This is a genomic window from Flavobacterium jejuense (genome assembly GCF_006491595.2).
Lineage (GTDB): Bacteria > Bacteroidota > Bacteroidia > Flavobacteriales > Flavobacteriaceae > Flavobacterium > Flavobacterium jejuense.
Genome location: NZ_VEVQ02000007.1, coordinates 114,929 through 133,922, shown reverse-complemented (window position 1 = coordinate 133,922; position 18,994 = coordinate 114,929). Strand labels below are relative to the sequence as shown.

The following is an 18,994-nucleotide window of genomic DNA, read 5'->3' as shown; positions in this document are numbered from 1 at the left end:
AATTATGCCTGTTTCAAAAGATGCTAACCAAGCATTAGTTTTTGATTTATCTTATGACAACATCTTAGATACTTACTTGCCTAATGCTTTCATTGTAGAGCAAAGTGATAGCACGTTATACTATATAACAAAAATAGCTAATTCAAAAACTATTGAAGAGTTTCAAATTGAACTCGATTCAAATGAACAACAACTGCTTACCATTTGTGAAAAGCTAAATACAAAAAGTATACTTACAAAGTATAAAATAAAAAATAAAGTAGCTAAAAGCTTAGAGTTACTTTTAAGCGATAGCAAAATAAAAAAAGTAGTCACCCATTTTATCGATTTTTCTCTAGAATCCTTTTTTAAAATAATTTCAAAAACAAGTATTCCACTTTCAGTTGATCTAAATAAAAAAGATGTTTTTCACAAACAGCAAGTTTCTTTTTCCAATATAGAATTAGAACCGAGGCTACATTTTTCAAAAACAGCTGAAAACATAATTTACCGATTAAGTCTTTTCAATGAAGAAAAGGAATTATTCCCTTTTGAACATAATTTTAAAATCTTACTAGATAAGCCTTCTTGGATTTATTTCGATGCTACTATATATTCTATTAATCATATAAATGCAAACAAAACAAAGCCTTTTCTTAGTAAAAAAGAAGTTATAATACCTAATAAAAATAGCATTGAATATTTTAATAAGTTCATTAAAAATGTTGTTAGAAAAGTTCCTATAGAAGCGGAAGGGTTTAGTGTTGTTACAGACAGCAATTGCAAAGGTTGCCTAATTAAACCTACATTATCTATTTTAAAAGAAGTGTACCTTTTAGAAGTTCATTTTATTTATGAAGCATATACTTTTTCTATTACTGATATAAAAACAAAACACATTAGCCTTAATCATAATGATTTAGATGAATTTACCGTTCTTCAAACCATAAGAGATTCAAAAGTAGAAAAAAACATTATCAAAACACTTGAAAGTATCGGTTTTGAATTTTTGAATAATAAATTAGCTACATTTAACAGTAACTTATCTGAAATCGATGAGTATTTCAACATAACTGAACTTATTAATCTTCAAGAAAAGATCAAAGAACTTTCTATAACTATTGATTTACAGTTAAATGACAAAACAATCAATACGCTTAACTCGACTATTTCATCCAACTTTATTGAGAAAAAAGATTGGTTTGACGTTGAAATGATTATTGAAATTGGCACTTTTAAATTTCCTTTTTCAACTATTATTCCTCATTTAAAATCAGGAAATAGGGTTTATGAATTACCAGATGGAAGTCTTTTTCTAATTCCAATAGAATGGTTCAGTCGTTATAAGTCATTGGCTGCTTTTGGGAAAACCCAAAATAACACCATTCAAATTCAAAAAAATCAGTTTACACTTTTAGAGGAAACTGGTATTGCAACTGAAAATAGTTCTTTCAATAAAGAAATTATTCCATACAAAACTACAGGAAATATAAAAGCGACATTAAGAAATTATCAAGAAGAAGGAGTTAATTGGTTGGTTAAAAATTACCAATTAGGATTAGGATCATGTTTGGCAGATGATATGGGCTTAGGTAAAACCATTCAGTCTTTAGCTTACTTAGATTTTGTATATACACATTTTGAAAATAATTTTATAATAACAGAAGAATCAACTGATTCATTAGATTTATTTAGTAGCAATCAACCTACAACGACAAAGAGACTTAAAGCTTTAGTTGTTGCTCCTAGTTCGTTAACCTATAATTGGTTTAATGAAACAAAAAGATTTGCTCCTCATTTTACTCGTTTAAATTATACAGGTATTGATCGAAAAATAAAACGTAAGAAATTAGAGAAAGTGGATTTGGTATTCACATCTTATAGTTCTCTTTTAAAGGATATTAATCTATTAAAAATATTGCATTTCAATTTTTTAATTATAGATGAAAGTCAGCAAATTAAAAATCGGAATTCTAAGATTTACAAAGCTATAAATACTATTAATGCTGAGCATAAAGTATCTTTGAGTGGAACACCTATTGAAAACTCATTAAGTGATCTATGGAGCCAAATGCAATTCATAAACCCGAATTTACTGAGTACATATTCTTTTTTTGAATCCCATTTTAAAAAACCTATTGAAAAACTATTTGATACCCAGAAGGTAAAAGAGTTAAAATCATTGATTAATCCTTATTTGCTAAGAAGAACAAAAAGTGAAGTTGCAAAAGATTTACCCGAAATTTCAGAACAAATATTTTATTCAGAAATGGCTGAAGAACAAGCTAAACTTTATGAAAATGAAAAATCTATAATTAGAAATTATTTAATAGACAAACAGATTAATAGGATAGAGCAAAATTCAAAAATATCCATTTTAAATGCTCTTTCAAAACTGAGACAATTAGCCAATCATCCAGTAATGATAGGAGAAGAAATTCCTTCAGGGAAATTCACGGACGTTTCGGCTTATGTGGAAACCTTATTACAAGCAAAACAAAAAATATTAGTGTTTAGCTCCTACACATCACATTTAAAAATTTACACAGATTGGTGTGATGCCAATAATACTCCTTATAGTTTACTAACAGGAAATACTAATGTAAAAGATAGAGAAAGCCAAGTCAATAATTTTCAGAAAGACGATTCCAAGTTATTATTTTTTATTTCATTGAAAGCTGGTGGAGTTGGTCTTAACTTAACAAAAGCTTCTTATGTGATATTATTAGATCCTTGGTGGAATCCTTTTGCAGAATTACAAGCGATAGGAAGAGCACATCGCATTGGGCAAGAAAACCAGGTCAATGTAATTCGTTTCATTGCTAAAGATACTATTGAAGAAAAAATCAATCAATTACAACAAACTAAAAAAGACATTTCAGATAGTATTATAGAAAACTCAATACCAGAAGAAGTTTTAAATCGTATTGATTATATTTTAGAATAAAAAAATCCCGCAAAAGCGAGATTTTTTTTAATAAGAATTACATTTTTCATTTTATTCTTCTGGCATTAACATACCAATTACTTTATCTTTAGAAAGGTATTTCTTAGCCACTGCTTGAATTTCTTTTGGAGTAATTTGTTTTACTTTCTCTACATAGTTCAACATTTCTTCAGGATTTGAGTCATTCATGTAAGCACGAGTTAAATTAGTCATCCAATAACGGTTTTCTTTCATTTTTTCTTTGTAATCTAACTTCTCAGCTTCCATGAATTTATCTACATCTTTTTGCTCTGGACCTTTTTCTATAATTTTATTTAACTCTCTTAAAGCCGAAGCAGTTAAAGTTTCCGCATTTTCTGGTCCACAAGGAAAACTAATAGAAAAAGAATAACTTCCGTAAGGTACTTTATTCATACTACCTCTAGCGCCTACTCCATAAACACCGCTTTCATTTTCTCTTAATTCTTCAACCAATTTAATTGTTAGTACATCTCCCAAAGCTTTTAAAGCAAAAGCCTCATCACTATCATATTTACAATCTCCATAAAACATAATATTTACAGTACTTTTAGGATCTTTCCCTTTATTAACTACTTTTTTATGTCCTCCTTTTATCATTCGATATCCTAAATCAACCATTTTCTCTTTTTCTTTAGTAGAAGGCAAAGAAGCTAAATATAATTCTGAATATTCTATCAGTTTGGCATCATCTACATTTCCAATAAAGTAAAAATTAAAATCAGCTGCATTAGCAAAACGTTCTTTAAAAATTTTATAAGCCAATTCATAATCCGCATTATCATAATCCTCAGGTTTAGGAAAGCCTCTGTATCTTGGATTTTCTTTATTTAAAAAAGTATAAAACTCATTAGAGAAATAAGTTGCAGGTTGCGATAATAAATTAGTCATAAAACCTTTTTGCTTAGTTACAAAACCAGTAAAGGCTTCTTTATCCATATTCAAATCTGTGAAATAGGCATGAATCATTTGCATCAAATATTCAAAATCTTTTGGTGTAGAAGAACCTTGCATTCCCTCAGATGTTGAACTTACATAAGGATATACTCTAACAATTTTCCCTGTCATGAATTTATTAATATCGTTTTTGTTCATTCCAGAAAAACCAGCTTCTGTTAAACCGCTCATGGCTAGAGATGCTTTTAAATACTCTTCGTTAGAAACTAAATTGGTTCCACCAAAACTCATCGCTTGAAACTGAATCTCATCATTTTTGAAATCTGTTTTCTTATAAATTACCTTTGCGCCATTTGAAAGTGTTAAAGTAGTGACATCTAATTTTTCATTTTTTTCTGTTTTGACTACTTTTCCTTTTTTAGGTGTATTTCTCAATAAACTAGTTGCCATTTCAGTATCTTCATAAGGCTTTAAAGTACTCTCATCAACTTCAATAGCAGCAAGAACTTCTTTTTCTGTTGGCAATACCAAACCTTCTTTTTCAGGGCCTGTTAAAATAACCACTCTATTTTCTTCCTTAATATACTTTGAAATCAATTCATTTGTTTCTTTTAAAGAAATATTAGGAAGAAGTGCTTTCATTGTTTTAAATTCCCATTCAATACTTGGAGCAGGCTCTTGTTCCAAGAAATTACTTTGCAAAGCCCCTACAAATCGATCCGATTCTGTCTTATCTCTTTCATTATATTGTCTTTCGATTTGGTTTAAAAATTCTGATTTTGCTCTTTCTAACTCACCTTCAGTAAAACCAAATTTCTTTACTCTCTCATTTTCCTCTACTAATACTTTTAAAGCATCTAATTGTTTGTCTTGAGCAACCATAGCAAAAGATTGAAAGGCTTCTTTAGTTCTTGCAAATGTTCCTCCGTGATACGTATAACCAAAAGTAAATGGTGGTGTAGATGAATTTTGTTTTTCTTCTAATCTATTGTTTAACATCGTAGTAAACAAACCTTCAACAATTTCATCTCTATAGTCTCCTATTGTTATCACTTTTTTAGGTGATACATCATCTTTATATAGTAATTGAACTTGTGTAAAAGCAGCTTCCTTATCACTTTCAATTGCTACAAAAGTTTCTTTATGATTCGGTACATCAAAAACTTTTCTAGGTTTTTCATTTTTTGGATTTTTATAACTTGAGAAATGTTCTTTAATTTTTTTCTCCATTTCAGCTACATCAATATCACCTACAACAACAACACTCATTAAATTTGGACGATACCAGTCTTTGTAAAAACTAGTTAATTTATCGTAAGTAAAATTTTCCAGAATTTCTTTTTGACCTATTGGCAAACGTTTAGCATAATGCGAATTATACATCATTTTTGGCATATAACGCCCCATCATTCTTTTATCAGCACCTAATCCTAGACGATATTCTTCTAAAACAACTCCTCTTTCTTTATCAATTTCTTCTGAAGTAAGTGTCGTATTGAAAGCCCAATCTTCTATGATTTGAAAACCTTTTTCTACTTTTTCTTTATCATCAGATGGAATTGGCAAAAAATAAACGGTTTCGTCAAAACTAGTATAAGCATTTAAATGTTGCCCAAATTTCACACCAATACTTTGAAGGTAGTCCACTAATTTATTCTTTGGAAATCGTTTTGTACCATTAAAACACATGTGTTCCATAAAATGAGCTAACCCTTGTTGCTCATCTGTTTCTAGAATTGAACCTGCATTTACCATTAATCTTAGAACAACCTTGTTTTCAGGTTTTCCATTTTTCTTAATGTAATATGTTAATCCATTTTTTAATGTTCCTGTTTTAACAGAAGGATCCATTGGAATAGGATTGTCCATTTTTAGCTCTTGAGCAACTAAAAAAGCAGGTGTTGCAATCAAGAAACAAAGTAATTGTTTAATTTTTCTCATGAAGTTATATTTTTTTCAAATCTAAAATATAACAACGAAAAAGAATAATTATTATAAATTAATTAACTTTTTCACAAAATTAATGCTTTAAAATTACCCGAAGTAAAGCGTTGCATTTCATTTTTTCCATCCATATACAACAACATTACTTTTAACTCTTTATGAACTTCTAGAAATTGCTTTACCTCCTCCAAAGGCATTAACATAAAAGCCGTTGCATATCCATCAGCCAAAACACAAGTTGGAGCTAAAACCGTAACACTAAGTATTGTATTTTTCTCTCTCTTTCCAGTTTTAGGATTAATAATATGAACAAACTTCTCTCCTGTTAGAGAGTCAATTATCACTTTCCTATAATTACCCGATGTAGCCATTCCTAAATTTTCAAGTTCAATTGTAGCTATTAACTTTCTCTCATCTGGTTTCTGTAAAGGATCATCAATTCCTACTACCCAACTTTTATCATCTATACTATTTTTTCCAAAGCCAACTAATTCTCCTCCAATTTCAACGATACCATTTTCAATTCCTTTACTCTTTAAATAATCAACCACAACATCGACAGAATACCCTTGTGCAATGGCATTAAAATCAAAAAAAGTTTCTGGATACTCTTTTGAAATTGTCAAGTTGGAGTTTAATTTCACTTTATTAAAACCCACAAACTGCAAGAGACTATCAATTTCAACTTGAGAAAGCTTATTGTGTTTCTTTGAAGGACCAAACCCGTAAGCATTTATTAAAACACCAATAGTTGGGTCAAAAAGGCCATTGGTTTCTTTATAAATTTTATTTGAAACTTCATATGTCTTTATAAAAAAATCGTCAACTGTGATAGTTGAATCACCTGCATTAATTTTCGATATTTTGGAATCAGTTCTGTAAGTTGATAGCGATAAATCAAAACTAGTCAACAACGAATCTATTTGATTTTTGGCAACCAGTTCTTGACTGCTAATATATTTTATGCTATAAGTACTTCCTTGAGCTTCTCCTTGTATTGTGTAAAATTGGCTCTCCTTTTTTTGACACGAGATAGTAAGTACAAAAAAAAAGAGAAGGCTATAAAAGTGTTTTGTATCCATTGTAATTAATTATATAATCTGATGATTTATTAACAGGTTTTTCAAAATCATCTGCATTAGCAATACCAACACCAGCAAAAAGTACTTTTGCTTTTTTAGATTTTGCGTGATTGATGAAAGTTTCTACAAATAAAATATTGGGCTCGTCAGGATTTATTGGATATGGAACAGCTTGAACCATTACAAAATGTAAAGTATTTGTTTTTTTATCAACACAAACAAATTGAGGATGTTTTCGTAGTTGACTATTAATAGCTATGAATTCAAATCCTTTATTTTCTAAATCTTTTCCCACATGATTCATAGCAATTTGATGCAATTCTTGCTCCGTTAGTTCTTCCATAATACAAAAGTACGAATTGATTTAATAGAAATAAAAAAACCGATTCATTTCTGAATCGGTTTTTACTTATTTTTATAAACTATAGATTATCCTCCAAAGTCATCAAATCTTATGTTTTCAGGATCTAAACCAAAGTCTTCTCCCATTTTTTGTACTGCTTTATTCATCATTGGTGGGCCACAGAAATACAATTCAATATCTTCTGGATTTTCATGTTTAGATAAATAATTATCAATTACAACATTATGAATAAATCCAACGAATCCATCACCTTCACCTTCAATTCCCTCTTTTATTTTCCAATTATCTTCAGGTTGTGGTTCAGATAATGCTAAATAAAATTTAAAGTTAGGAAAATCTTTCTCTAATGCTCTAAAGTGCTCCGTATAAAACAATTCTCTTTTAGAACGACCACCATACCAATAAGTCACTTTTCTTCCAGTTTTTACGGTACGGAATAAATGATATAAATGAGATCGCATTGGTGCCATACCAGCTCCTCCACCTACATACAACATTTCCGCTTCAGATTCATTAATAAAAAACTCACCATAAGGTCCAGAAACCACAACTGGATCTCCAGTTTTTCTTGAAAATATATAGGAAGATGCAATACCTGGATTTACTTTTGCCCAACCATTAATATTTCTATCCCATGGTGGAGTAGCAACACGCACATTCAACATTATTTTTCTACCTTCAGCTGGATAAGAGGCCATAGAATAAGCTCTTTCAACCAATTCACTATTCTTCATTACTAATGGCCATAAATTAAATTTATCCCATTCTGCTTTGAACTTTTCTGGTTCACCTGGATGTTCTTCAGGATGAGCAGTAATATCAATGTCCGAATATTTGATTTCACATTTAGGAATTTCAATTTGAATATACCCACCTGCTTCATAATGCATATCATCTGGTAATTCAACAATAAACTCCTTTATAAAAGAAGCCACATTATAATTAGAATATACTTTTGCTTCAAATTTCTTGATTCCAAATACTTCTTCTGGAACTTCGATAACCATATTGTTTTTTACTTTCACTTGGCATCCCAGTCTCCAACCTTCAGCAAGTTCTTTTCTACTAAAATGAGGAACTTCAGTTGGTAAAGCTTCACCTCCACCTTCTGTTACAATACATTTACATTGGATACATGTTCCACCTCCACCACATGCAGAAGGCAAAAATATTTTGCTTGATCCTAATGTTGATAATAAAGTATTTCCCGAACTAACTTCAATTTCACTCTCTCCATTAATTTTAATTTTTACAGGTCCAGAAGGAACTAATTTTGCCTTTGCAAACAAAATAATAGCTACTAAGACCAGTAATAAAATTAAAAAGGCTATTACTGTCGTACTGATTAAACCAGTAGTAGTTACTTCTAATGCTATCATATTAATTTTGTACTATTTCGGTTAATGAATCATTTACTATTTCAACCGAAGTTGAATCTAAAACTTCTTCTTGCATTTCCTCTTCTTTAACTTCCGCAGGAACAATGTTTTCAACTACCTCTTTCTTAGGAGCTTCATCACCACCAGTTAACATTCCTCCAAAAGACATAAAACCAATAGCCATTAAACCTGTTAATATAAATGTGATTCCTAAACCACGAAAAGCTGGTGGTACATTTGAATATTTAATTTTTTCACGAATAGCACCAATTGCTAAAATTGCTAAAAACCATCCTATTCCAGAACCTACACCGTAAACAGTTGCTTCAGTAATATTATTAAACTCTTTTTGTTGCATAAACAATGATCCTCCAAGTATTGCACAGTTTACAGCAATAAGCGGTAAGAATATACCTAACGAATTATATAATGCTGGAGCAAACTTCTCCACTATCATTTCTACTAGTTGAACCATTGTTGCAATAGTTGCAATAAATAAAATAAATGTTAAGAAACTTAAATCATATTCTGCATATTCTTCTCCTAACCAAACTAATGCTCCTGGACGAAGTAAATATTGATCTAATAAATAATTTAATGGTACTGTAACTAGCATTACGAAAATAACTGCAGCACCAAGTCCAACAGCCGTAGACACCTTTTTAGAAACCGCTAAGTACGAACACATTCCTAAGAAGGTAGCGAATACCATATTATCAATAAAAATTGACTTTAAAAATAATTGTAATAATTCCATTTCTTAGTTTGTTTCGATTAAACTTTTATTTCTTGAACGTTGGAACCCAATAATTAATCCCAACGTGATTAGAGCCATAGGTGCTAATAACATAAAACCATTATTTTCATATCCTAAAGCATATAAGCCTGTTTTCTCTACTGGGTCTCCAAAAATTTGGAAACCAAATAATTTTCCAGAACCTAATAATTCTCTAAAGAATCCAACAATTACTAGTATTAAACCGTATCCAGCTGCATTACCAATTCCATCCAAGAATGATTTCCATGGACCATTACCTAAAGCAAAAGCTTCAAAACGTCCCATAATAATACAGTTGGTTATTATTAAACCTACAAATACGGATAATTTTTTAGCTAAATCTGGTACATACGCTTTCAAAGTTAAATCTACAATAATTACTAAAGCTGCAACAACTACAAGTTGTGCAATAATTCGTATTGAAGATGGAATAACATTCCTTAATAAAGAAATGACTACGTTACCAGCTGCTAAAACAAACATTACTGATAATGCCATAATTACAGAAGCTTTTAATTCTGCTGTAATTGCAAGTGCAGAACAAATTCCTAATACCTGAACAGTAATTGGATTACTATCAGTTAAAGGATCCATCACTAAACCAATATTCTTTTTGGAGAATAAAGGTTCTTTTTCTATGTTTTTATTATCTGCCATAGTTTATTTTTTTAATGTTTCGAAATAAGGCAAATACAATCTGATATCTTTTTTAAGCATAGTCCCTACTCCGTTACCGGTAATAGTTGCACCAGAAATTGCATCAACTTGATTATCTGTTTTATCTACATTATTTGGATCTCCATTTGACTTTGAAATCTCAACTGATTTAAAATCTCCAGAAGCATCGTATAACATTTCTCCTTTAAAATCATCTTTGAAAAATGGTTCTGTAATATTAGCCCCAAGTCCTGGTGTTTCTCCTTTATGATCAAAGAAAACTCCATAAATACTTTTTAAATCACCATTTAAAGCTACATAACCCCAAATAGCATCCCATAATCCATTTCCTCTTACAGGAACAATATAAATTTTTTCACCTTCTTTTTCACCAACGAATAATGGCAATCTTTGAACACCACCTTCTTTAGCTTTATTCTGCTCTTTTTTAATATCTATTAAATAAGCCTCAGGGTTTTCTGTTGCATTTACACCTTCAATTACATATTGTTTTGTGATGTATTTGTTAAACATTTCAGTAGCATTCGCTCTTGTAGACTCTATACCCATTGAAGATAAAATATCCATTTGAGACTTTACTTTATCGTTGTTAACACGCAATTCTTTAGTTGCATTAGCAAAAAATGCCAATAATGACCCTACTACTACCACAAGAATAATAGAAAAGATTATAGTATAAGAGGCTTTATCTGTACGTTTTGTTGACATAATTAAGCAGTTTGAGTTTTTAAACGTTTCATTCTTCTCTTCACATTAGCTTGAACTACATAATGATCAATAGTTGGTGCAAACACATTCATTAAAAGAATAGCCATCATAACACCTTCAGGATAAGCAGGATTAAATACACGTATTAAAATACTTAAAAATCCTATTAAAAAACCATATATAATTTTACCTCTATTAGTTTGTGAAGCAGAAACAGGATCAGTAGCCATATAAACAATACCAAAAGCTAATCCTCCTACCATTAAATGTTGCCAAAAAGGAAATGACATTAATCCAAAGAATTTACTTCCAGTACCAATAACTCCACTAACAGCTTCCCCCATTCCTAAAGCTGGCATTAAAGTTCCAGCAAGACTATTAAAAATAATACCCATTACAATAGCTCCTACTATGGAAGAAATCATAATTCTAGCACTTCCTATTCCAGTAAATATTAAGAAAGCTCCTCCTAATAAAATCAAAAAAGTTGATGTTTCTCCTACTGAACCTGGAATAAACCCAAAAAACATATCTTGTAGAGAATATGTGACTGGTCTATTTGCTGCTAAAGTTCCTAGAATAGTTTCTCCTGAAATAGCATCAACTCCATTCATTTTGGTAATTCCATCTACTGCGCCATGAACCCAAACTTTATCTCCAGACATCCAAGCTGCCCAGTTAAAGAATAAGAAAGCACGTATTGTTAAAGCTGGATTTAATACATTCATTCCAGTTCCACCAAATAGTTCTTTAGCAATAATTACTCCAAATGCTACAGCAACTGCAAGCATCCATAATGGTAAATCGATTGGCACAATTAATGGCACAAGCATACCTGTTACTAAATATCCTTCTTCCACTTCATGTTTTTTAACTGTAGCGAAAATAAATTCAATACCAAGACCAACACCATAAGAAACAACCAACAAAGGAAGAATCTTTTTTAAACCAACAACAAAGTTATCCATTGTTAAAAATTCAGCTACTCCATTGATAGCTAAATTATGTTGGTAACCAGCATTAAACATACCGAAAATCAATACAGGTACCATTGCCATGATTACTGTATTCATTACACGCTTCAAATCGGCAGCATCTCTAACATGCGCCCCAGAATGAGTCGTAATGTTAGGCAAATAAAGAAAAGTATGTAAAGCATTGAAACCTTGCTCAAACTTAGTTCCTCTATACTTTTCTTTTAAATTATGTAAATTTTGTTTTAATCCCATTTTTTGTGATTTTAAAATTTCTTTGAAAGATTATCCAACTTCTTTGATCATTATATCTAATCCTTCTCTTACGATTTTTTGATGATCTTGTTTAGAAACACAAACATATTCAGTTAAAGCAAAATCTTCTGGAGCTACTTCATAAATTCCTAAAGCTTCCATTTGATCTATATCTTTTACTAAAATCGCTTTCAACAACTGCATTGGATAAATATCTAAAGGACAAACTTTTTCATATTCTCCCGTTAAAACGAATCCTCTATGCTCACCATTCGTATTAGTATTTAAATCATATTTTTTCTTTGGTGTTAAGAAAGAAAACATATTAGCTCTATATACACTAAACTTATTTGGTCTTGGAATATTCCAACCAAAGAAATCATAATCATCTCCTTCTGGAATAACAGTTACTTGGTTGTGGTAAAAACCTAAAGAATCTTCTTTTGATTTTTTATCTCCCGTTAACACATTTCCACTTATTATCCTATAATTACCTTCTTTCAAGTTTCCAGCAACTACATCATTGATTTGAGCATTTATCAAGGCTTTTACATAAGACGGTTTTTCGAAACCACTTCCAGTTAAAGCAATTATTCTTTCTGGATTAAATTTACCCGTTAAAAACAATTCTCCTATGATAGCAACGTCTTCTATTTGGACAGTCCAAACTTTTTCTCCTTTGTTAATTGGATCAATTTTAGCAATCTGAGTAGAAACCAATCCAACAGGATGAACTCCTTTCCCTTTATGTATCACTACACCTTCAACAGAAGGCATAAAATCAGACTTAGGAGAAACAGTTACATGTACTTTACCCGATGTTAATTTTGTTAGTGCAGAAAAACCAGCTTCTAACACTTCTTTCTTTTCTTTTAAAACAAAGTCTAAATCTCCTTCAAGAGGTGCTGAATTAATACCCGAAACAAAAATAGCCCTTGGTTCATCTACCGAATTTGCCACAACATCATAAGGACGTTGCTTTATAAATGGCCAACAACCAGAAGCTAATAAATGTTCTCTCACTTCAGAACTAGATAAAGTTTTTGGATTTTTCTTGCTATGCTCTAAATGGACATCTTGAGAATCTGCTAGAATTCTAATCTCTAGAATCACTCTTTTCTCTCCACGAATAATTTCTTGAATGGTTCCACTCACTGGTGATACAAACTTTACAGCTTCGTCTTTCTTCGAAAAGAAAATCGTTTCACCTGCTTTTACAGTAGTCCCTTCTTTTAAAATCATTTTTGGGACAACCCCGTGAAAATCAGAAGGTTTAATAGCATAGACTTTCGATCGGGCAACATCAGAAAGTTGTTTTTCTGCTTCACCCTTCAACTTAAGGTCTAAACCTTTTTTAATTCGAATGTCTTTTGACATGTTTATTGAAGATATGGTTAGTACTATTTTACAAAACGTGCAAATTTAATTAATTAAGCAACACTACTCCAAAAATATAGCAACTGATTTTTATTATTTATACCGATTCTAAATTACAAAAAAACAACCTTTGCTGCACAAAATTTGCATAACTATTTATAGAATTACTATTTTTACAAAAACAATGGAAAACACCATGATTAAAAATACATTTTTAACATTAATTATACTCTCAATTTCAATAGTTTACGCTCAAATTGAAAACGAAGTAGAGCCTCCTTATAACATAAAAACAATATCATTTGTACAAAACAATAAAAATGTATTACCTTTTTTTAAATTAGGAGAATCTTTTGAATTACAATTTGATGATTTATATGGCAACGAAGCTGATTATTACTACACCATAACTCAATATAACTACGATTGGACACCAACAAATCTAGCGAAAGTGGAGTATCTAAATGGAATAGATAACCAAAGAATCATTACATATGAAAATTCATTTAATACACTTCAACTATACTCTCATTACAAACAGCAATTTCCAAACAAATACAACAGAATAACAAAAACAGGAAATTATGTTTTGAAAATTTTTAATGATGAACAAGAGATTGTTTTTTCAAGAAAATTCATAATCTACAATGAATCAGTAAGTGTAGCTTCTGAAGTAAGACGTGCTAGAGACTTTGAAAGTCTAAATGAAAAACAAAACATAGAACTTTCAATTAATTATGGAGATTTAATACTACAAAATCCAATAAAAAACGTAAAAATATCTATTTTCAAAAACGGAAATTGGAAAGAACAAATTTCAAACATAAAACCTCAATACACTATTGGTACAGAATTAATATATAAATACAACAAAGAAACCCAATTTTGGGCTGGGAATGAATTTTACACACTAGACAATTCTCAAATAAGAGTGACCAACAATAGCGTTTCAAGGGTTACATCTGGAGACATTTACAATTCACACTTATATACCAATAATGCTAGAAAAAATGGCATTTATACATATTTCCCAGATTTCAATGGAAATTTCATAGTATTAAATAGCAACTCAGAAAACTCCGAGGTAGAAGCTGATTATTCATGGGTTTATTTTACTTTAAATGCACCAAATCTATTCAACAATGAAACCATATACGTAACAGGTATGTTTAATAATTACGCTACTAATGAAGAAAACAAAATGACATACAATAAAGAATCTGGATTTTACGAGAAAGCAATACTAATAAAACAAGGATACACTAATTACCACTATACTTTATTGGATAAAAATAAAAACATAGACTACAAAGAAGCTTTAGATGGGAACTTCTATCAAACTGAAAACAACTATACTATTATAGTGTATTACAGAGGAAATAGCGATCGTTATGATAGAGTAATTGGCATAACAAACACAAATAGTGAAGGAATTAGAAACTAATGATTAAAAGAAAATTCAAACAGTATAGAGGTATTGAATGTTTAAACTGTGAAACACCAATAGATATTAGTGAAAAATATTGTCATCATTGTGGCCAATTAAATTCTACAAAAAAAATAACCATTAGTGATTTTATAGAAGAATTTTTATCCAACTTCTATGCCTATGACTCACGTTTAAGAAATTCTATAATTTCCATGGTAACCAAACCAGGTGTTTTAGCCAAGGAGTTCAATGCAGGTAAAAGACAAAAATACGCCAATCCATTCCGTTTATTCTTAAGCATCTCCATCATACTATTTCTTACCTTTAGTCTAAGTGAAAAAAATTCAAGCAATACTCAAGAAATCAACAGCACTAATTTTATTAATTCAGATAAATTAAATAAAGGCTTAGAACAAATAAACGACAGTATCCCAAATGTAAATAAGTTAGACATAAAGGACCAAATTAATGCTTTCAGAAATCTAAACAAAGACTCCATCTATACCAAATCTCAATTAAAGAAAAGTAAAATAGGTTTTTATTATGAATTCAGTTCTTTTAGAAATTTCAACAAAAAACATCCTAACAAAACAGCTGGTGAAGCCCTTAAGGAATTAGAATACGAAAACACACAATTCAATCGTTTTTTATTCAATAAATCCATTCTTTTTAAAACAAACGATATCAAAAATGAATTAACAGAATATTTTTATCAAAAACTACCTTTTTTAATTTTCTTATCACTCCCTATCATCACCATCATATTTTGGCTTGTCTTTTATTCAAAAAAATTAAACTATACAGAACATTTAGTTTTTACTTACACCTACTTTACTTTTTTATTTTTGTGCATGATTTTGTTCAATATCATTGGAGAAATTTCAGAGAATTTATTTGAAACAACTACTTTTATTTATTTTGTATTCATATTACCAATTTATTTTTACAAATCCTTAAGGAATTTTTATGAGCAAAATCGTTGGAAAACTATTTTAAAATTCATACTTTTGAATCCATTATTTGGGATATTTTTATTCATTTCTATGCTAGTAATGATATTCTTAGGAATAATTTTGTTTTAGATTTATGGTAACACAAATAACAAAAGGAATTAAAATTTCAGTCTTAACTAGTTTTGAAGGAACTTACTTCAAAAACTACAAGATTCACTTTGCCTTTAGTTATGAGATCAAAATTGAAAACCACAGTAAAGATTCCGTTCAGTTAAACACTCGTCATTGGGAAATTTATGACGCCTTAAACAATAAAGAAATTGTTGATGGAGAAGGAGTTGTTGGTAAAAAACCAGTTTTAAAACCTGGAGAGATACACACTTACACTTCTGGTTGTTTATTATCTTCACCTATTGGAGCCATGAAAGGTTTTTACAGCATGGTCAATTTTACTACTACGAAAAGCTTTAGAGTTATTATACCAACTTTCAAATTTAGTGCCCCTTTTGCTCTAAATTAATATTTTAGCACAATTATTCTACAACAATTGTTGCTCCTTATCCATTATTTTTTTCTTAAATTTGCCAAACAACATTTAATAATTCATTAAAAAACAATACTATGTTAAAAGGATTTTTTAACGTTCCAAAAGCGGTAAATGAACCCGTAAAAACTTATGCTCCTGGTTCTAAAGAAAGAGATTTAGTAGCAAGCGCTTATAAAGAGATGTGGAATTCAAAAATTGACGTTCCATTATACATAGGTGATCAAGAAATAAAAACTGGCAACACCCGTAACATGACTGCTCCACACGATCACAATCACATTGTAGGAACATATCATCTTGCTGAAAAAACTCACGTTACTCAAGCTATTGAAAACGCTTTAGAAAGCAGAAAAAAATGGGCTTCAATGACTTGGGAAAGTAGAGCTGCTATTTTTTTAAAAGCTGCTGAACTTATTGCTGGACCATACAGAGCAAAAATAAACGCTGCAACCATGATTGCACAATCAAAAACAATTCATCAAGCAGAAATTGATGCTTCTTGTGAGTTGATTGACTTTTTACGTTTCAACGTAGAATATATGACTCAAATATATAGCGAACAACCAGGATCAGATTCTTCTACTTGGAATCGTTTAGAACATAGACCTCTAGAAGGTTTTGTATATGCTGTAACACCATTTAATTTTACTGCTATTGCTGCAAATTTACCAGCAAGTGCAGCTATGATGGGTAATGTTGTGGTTTGGAAACCAAGTGACAGTCAAGTATTTTCTGCCAAAGTAATTATTGATATTTTCAAAGAAGCAGGTTTACCAAATGGTGTTATTAATGTAGTTTTTGGAGATGCTATTATGATTACAGATACAATTTTAGCTAGTCCAGATTTCGCAGGAATACACTTTACAGGTTCAACTCATGTTTTCAAAGATTTATGGTCGAAAATTGGAAACAATATTAATAAATACAAAACATATCCTAGAATTGTAGGAGAAACTGGTGGAAAAGACTTTATCATTGCTCATCCATCTGCAAATGCTAAACAAGTTACAACTGGAATAACCAGAGGAGCTTTTGAATTCCAAGGACAAAAATGTAGTGCTGCTTCAAGAGTTTATATTCCTCAAAGTTTATGGCCTGCTGTTAAAAACCAATTAGAAATTGATTTAAAATCAATGAAGATGGGCTCTCCTGAAGACATGTCTAACTTTATTACTGCTGTAATTCATGAAGGTTCATTTGACAAATTAGCTTCTTTTATAGATCAAGCTAAAAAAGATACTGATGCTGAAGTAATTTTTGGTGGAGACTATGACAAATCAAAAGGATACTTTATTGAACCGACAGTTATCTTAACTACGAACCCAAAATACACTACTATGGAAACCGAATTATTTGGTCCAGTAGTAACTATATATGTGTACGAAGATGCCAAATGGGCTGATACATTAAAACTAGTAGATGAAACATCAGAATACGCTTTAACAGGTGCTGTATTTAGCCAAGATAGATATGCTATTGAAGAAGCAACAGTAGCATTACAAAACTGTGCTGGTAATTTCTATATCAACGACAAACCTACAGGTGCTGTAGTTGGTTGCCAACCATTTGGAGGAGCAAGAGCATCTGGAACAAATGACAAAGCAGGTTCAATTTTAAATTTATTGCGTTGGGTTTCTCCAAGAACCATAAAAGAAACTTTTGTAACTCCTGAAGATTACAGATATCCTTTCTTAGGAGAATAGAAGATAGAAATACGAAATTAGTAATAAAAACGCTATCAAAATTTACTTGATAGCGTTTTTCTATTCATGATTCTATGTCCAATTTATTTCAATTGGAATGGTGTCTGAAAAATTAAAACTTCATTTTTAGCCCTGATAGTAGTGACATCCTTTTCTTTTTTTGAAAAAAAAGAAAAGATATAACGGATAGCAGGTGTTATTTTCTTCGAAATAATATTTTTTATGCTCCTTAAAAACAATCCTAAATTGCTTTATTTGATTTTGAAATATATTTTACATAGTAACAACTTCTTTTTTGAGGCTATTTCTTATACTTCAATGGCAAATGCACCACTTTTTTTGTTTCAAAAAATTCTTCAGCAAAAAAATCAGATAAATTATATTGCGTTGCATTTGGAAAAGAAGCTAATTCATCGGTCAAGTCACCACCTTTTAAATATAAAATTCCATTTTTGAGCTCGTGTCTCGACTCTTTAATTGTTCTATCTGAAACCCAGTTCACAAAATCTGGCATATTTGTTACTGCTCTACTTATAATAAAATCAAAATTCCATTTCACTAATTCGGCTCTTTTTTGTTCTGCAGTAACATTTTTCAAACTCAAGGCTTTTGCAACTTCATTCACAACTTTTATTTTCTTAGCTATTACATCTATCAAATAAAAATCAACATCAGGATACATAATAGCTAAAGGAATTCCAGGAAAACCACCACCCGTACCAACATCCATAATTTTAGTTCCTTTTTTAAACTCTAAAACCTTTACTATACCTAAAGAATGCAAAACGTGCCTTACATATAATTCTTCAATATCTTTTCTTGATATCACATTTATTTTAGAATTCCAATCTTCGTACAAATCTTTTAACATCATAAACTGATTTATTTGATAATCAGTTAGATTTGGAAAATATTTTAAAATTAACTCCATTCCTCTTTTTTGTTGCAAAAATACATTTTTTAACAAACAATTAGATTAAAA

The 18,994-nt window shown here is 30.4% G+C and carries 15 protein-coding genes; 5 read left to right on the top strand and 10 right to left on the bottom strand.

The genetic code is table 11. The annotated features are described in order from the left end of the window. Window positions 1–4 precede the first annotated feature (4 nt). A complete protein-coding gene (locus tag FIA58_RS12120) occupies window positions 5–2,926 on the top strand; it encodes a DEAD/DEAH box helicase (RefSeq protein WP_140962749.1) in 2,922 nt (973 codons plus the stop codon). A 51-nt stretch (window positions 2,927–2,977) separates the two neighbouring features. Here FIA58_RS12120 and FIA58_RS12115 read toward each other — a convergent pair whose 3' ends face one another. The 9 genes from FIA58_RS12115 to FIA58_RS12075 form a co-directional block, all read right to left on the bottom strand. Then, complete coding sequence (locus tag FIA58_RS12115; RefSeq protein WP_140962748.1) at window positions 2,978–5,782, bottom strand: M16 family metallopeptidase; 2,805 nt, start codon at window positions 5,780–5,782, stop codon at window positions 2,978–2,980. Window positions 5,783–5,853: 71 nt separating this feature from the next. Continuing rightward, window positions 5,854–6,867 (bottom strand): FAD:protein FMN transferase, encoded by a 1,014-nt coding sequence (locus FIA58_RS12110; RefSeq protein ID WP_140962747.1) that lies wholly within the window; start codon window positions 6,865–6,867, stop codon window positions 5,854–5,856. Then, complete coding sequence (locus tag FIA58_RS12105) at window positions 6,845–7,210, bottom strand: Na(+)-translocating NADH-quinone reductase subunit F (protein WP_140962746.1); 366 nt, start codon at window positions 7,208–7,210, stop codon at window positions 6,845–6,847. The genes FIA58_RS12110 and FIA58_RS12105 overlap by 23 nt, the downstream gene beginning before the upstream one ends. 86 nt (window positions 7,211–7,296) lie before the next feature. Then, the gene (nqrF, locus tag FIA58_RS12100) at window positions 7,297–8,610 is read right to left on the bottom strand and encodes an NADH:ubiquinone reductase (Na(+)-transporting) subunit F (protein WP_140962745.1); all 1,314 of its coding nucleotides are present in this window, start codon (window positions 8,608–8,610) and stop codon (window positions 7,297–7,299) included. A gap of 1 nt (window position 8,611) precedes the next feature. Then, on the bottom strand, window positions 8,612–9,367 hold the full coding sequence (gene nqrE, locus FIA58_RS12095) for an NADH:ubiquinone reductase (Na(+)-transporting) subunit E (RefSeq protein ID WP_140962744.1): 756 nt from the start codon (window positions 9,365–9,367) through the stop codon (window positions 8,612–8,614). Window positions 9,368–9,370: 3 nt separating this feature from the next. Then, window positions 9,371–10,045 (bottom strand): NADH:ubiquinone reductase (Na(+)-transporting) subunit D, encoded by a 675-nt coding sequence (locus FIA58_RS12090; protein WP_140962743.1) that lies wholly within the window; start codon window positions 10,043–10,045, stop codon window positions 9,371–9,373. A 3-nt stretch (window positions 10,046–10,048) separates the two neighbouring features. Then, the gene (nqrC, locus tag FIA58_RS12085) at window positions 10,049–10,774 is read right to left on the bottom strand and encodes an NADH:ubiquinone reductase (Na(+)-transporting) subunit C (RefSeq protein ID WP_140962742.1); all 726 of its coding nucleotides are present in this window, start codon (window positions 10,772–10,774) and stop codon (window positions 10,049–10,051) included. 2 nt (window positions 10,775–10,776) lie between these two features. Then, window positions 10,777–12,003 (bottom strand): NADH:ubiquinone reductase (Na(+)-transporting) subunit B, encoded by a 1,227-nt coding sequence (locus FIA58_RS12080; RefSeq protein WP_140962741.1) that lies wholly within the window; start codon window positions 12,001–12,003, stop codon window positions 10,777–10,779. A 30-nt stretch (window positions 12,004–12,033) separates the two neighbouring features. Further along, window positions 12,034–13,380 (bottom strand): Na(+)-translocating NADH-quinone reductase subunit A, encoded by a 1,347-nt coding sequence (locus FIA58_RS12075; protein ID WP_140962740.1) that lies wholly within the window; start codon window positions 13,378–13,380, stop codon window positions 12,034–12,036. 196 nt (window positions 13,381–13,576) lie between these two features. On the opposite strand from FIA58_RS12075, the gene FIA58_RS12070 reads away from it, so the two are divergent. The 4 genes from FIA58_RS12070 (at window position 13,577) to pruA (ending at window position 18,012) form a co-directional block, all read left to right on the top strand. Beyond that, the gene (locus tag FIA58_RS12070) at window positions 13,577–14,824 is read left to right on the top strand and encodes a type IX secretion system plug protein (RefSeq protein WP_140962867.1); all 1,248 of its coding nucleotides are present in this window, start codon (window positions 13,577–13,579) and stop codon (window positions 14,822–14,824) included. Continuing rightward, window positions 14,824–15,891 (top strand): DUF3667 domain-containing protein, encoded by a 1,068-nt coding sequence (locus FIA58_RS12065; RefSeq protein WP_140962739.1) that lies wholly within the window; start codon window positions 14,824–14,826, stop codon window positions 15,889–15,891. Before FIA58_RS12070 ends, FIA58_RS12065 begins: the two co-directional genes overlap by 1 nt. Window positions 15,892–15,895: 4 nt before the next feature. Continuing rightward, complete coding sequence (gene apaG, locus FIA58_RS12060) at window positions 15,896–16,282, top strand: Co2+/Mg2+ efflux protein ApaG (RefSeq protein WP_140962738.1); 387 nt, start codon at window positions 15,896–15,898, stop codon at window positions 16,280–16,282. 101 nt (window positions 16,283–16,383) lie between these two features. Then, on the top strand, window positions 16,384–18,012 hold the full coding sequence (pruA, locus tag FIA58_RS12055; protein WP_140962737.1) for an L-glutamate gamma-semialdehyde dehydrogenase: 1,629 nt from the start codon (window positions 16,384–16,386) through the stop codon (window positions 18,010–18,012). 301 nt (window positions 18,013–18,313) lie between these two features. Here the strand turns inward: pruA and rsmG are convergent, their stop codons facing one another. Beyond that, a complete protein-coding gene (gene rsmG / locus FIA58_RS12050) occupies window positions 18,314–18,943 on the bottom strand; it encodes a 16S rRNA (guanine(527)-N(7))-methyltransferase RsmG (RefSeq protein WP_140962866.1) in 630 nt (209 codons plus the stop codon). Between the last annotated feature and the right edge of the window lie 51 nt (window positions 18,944–18,994).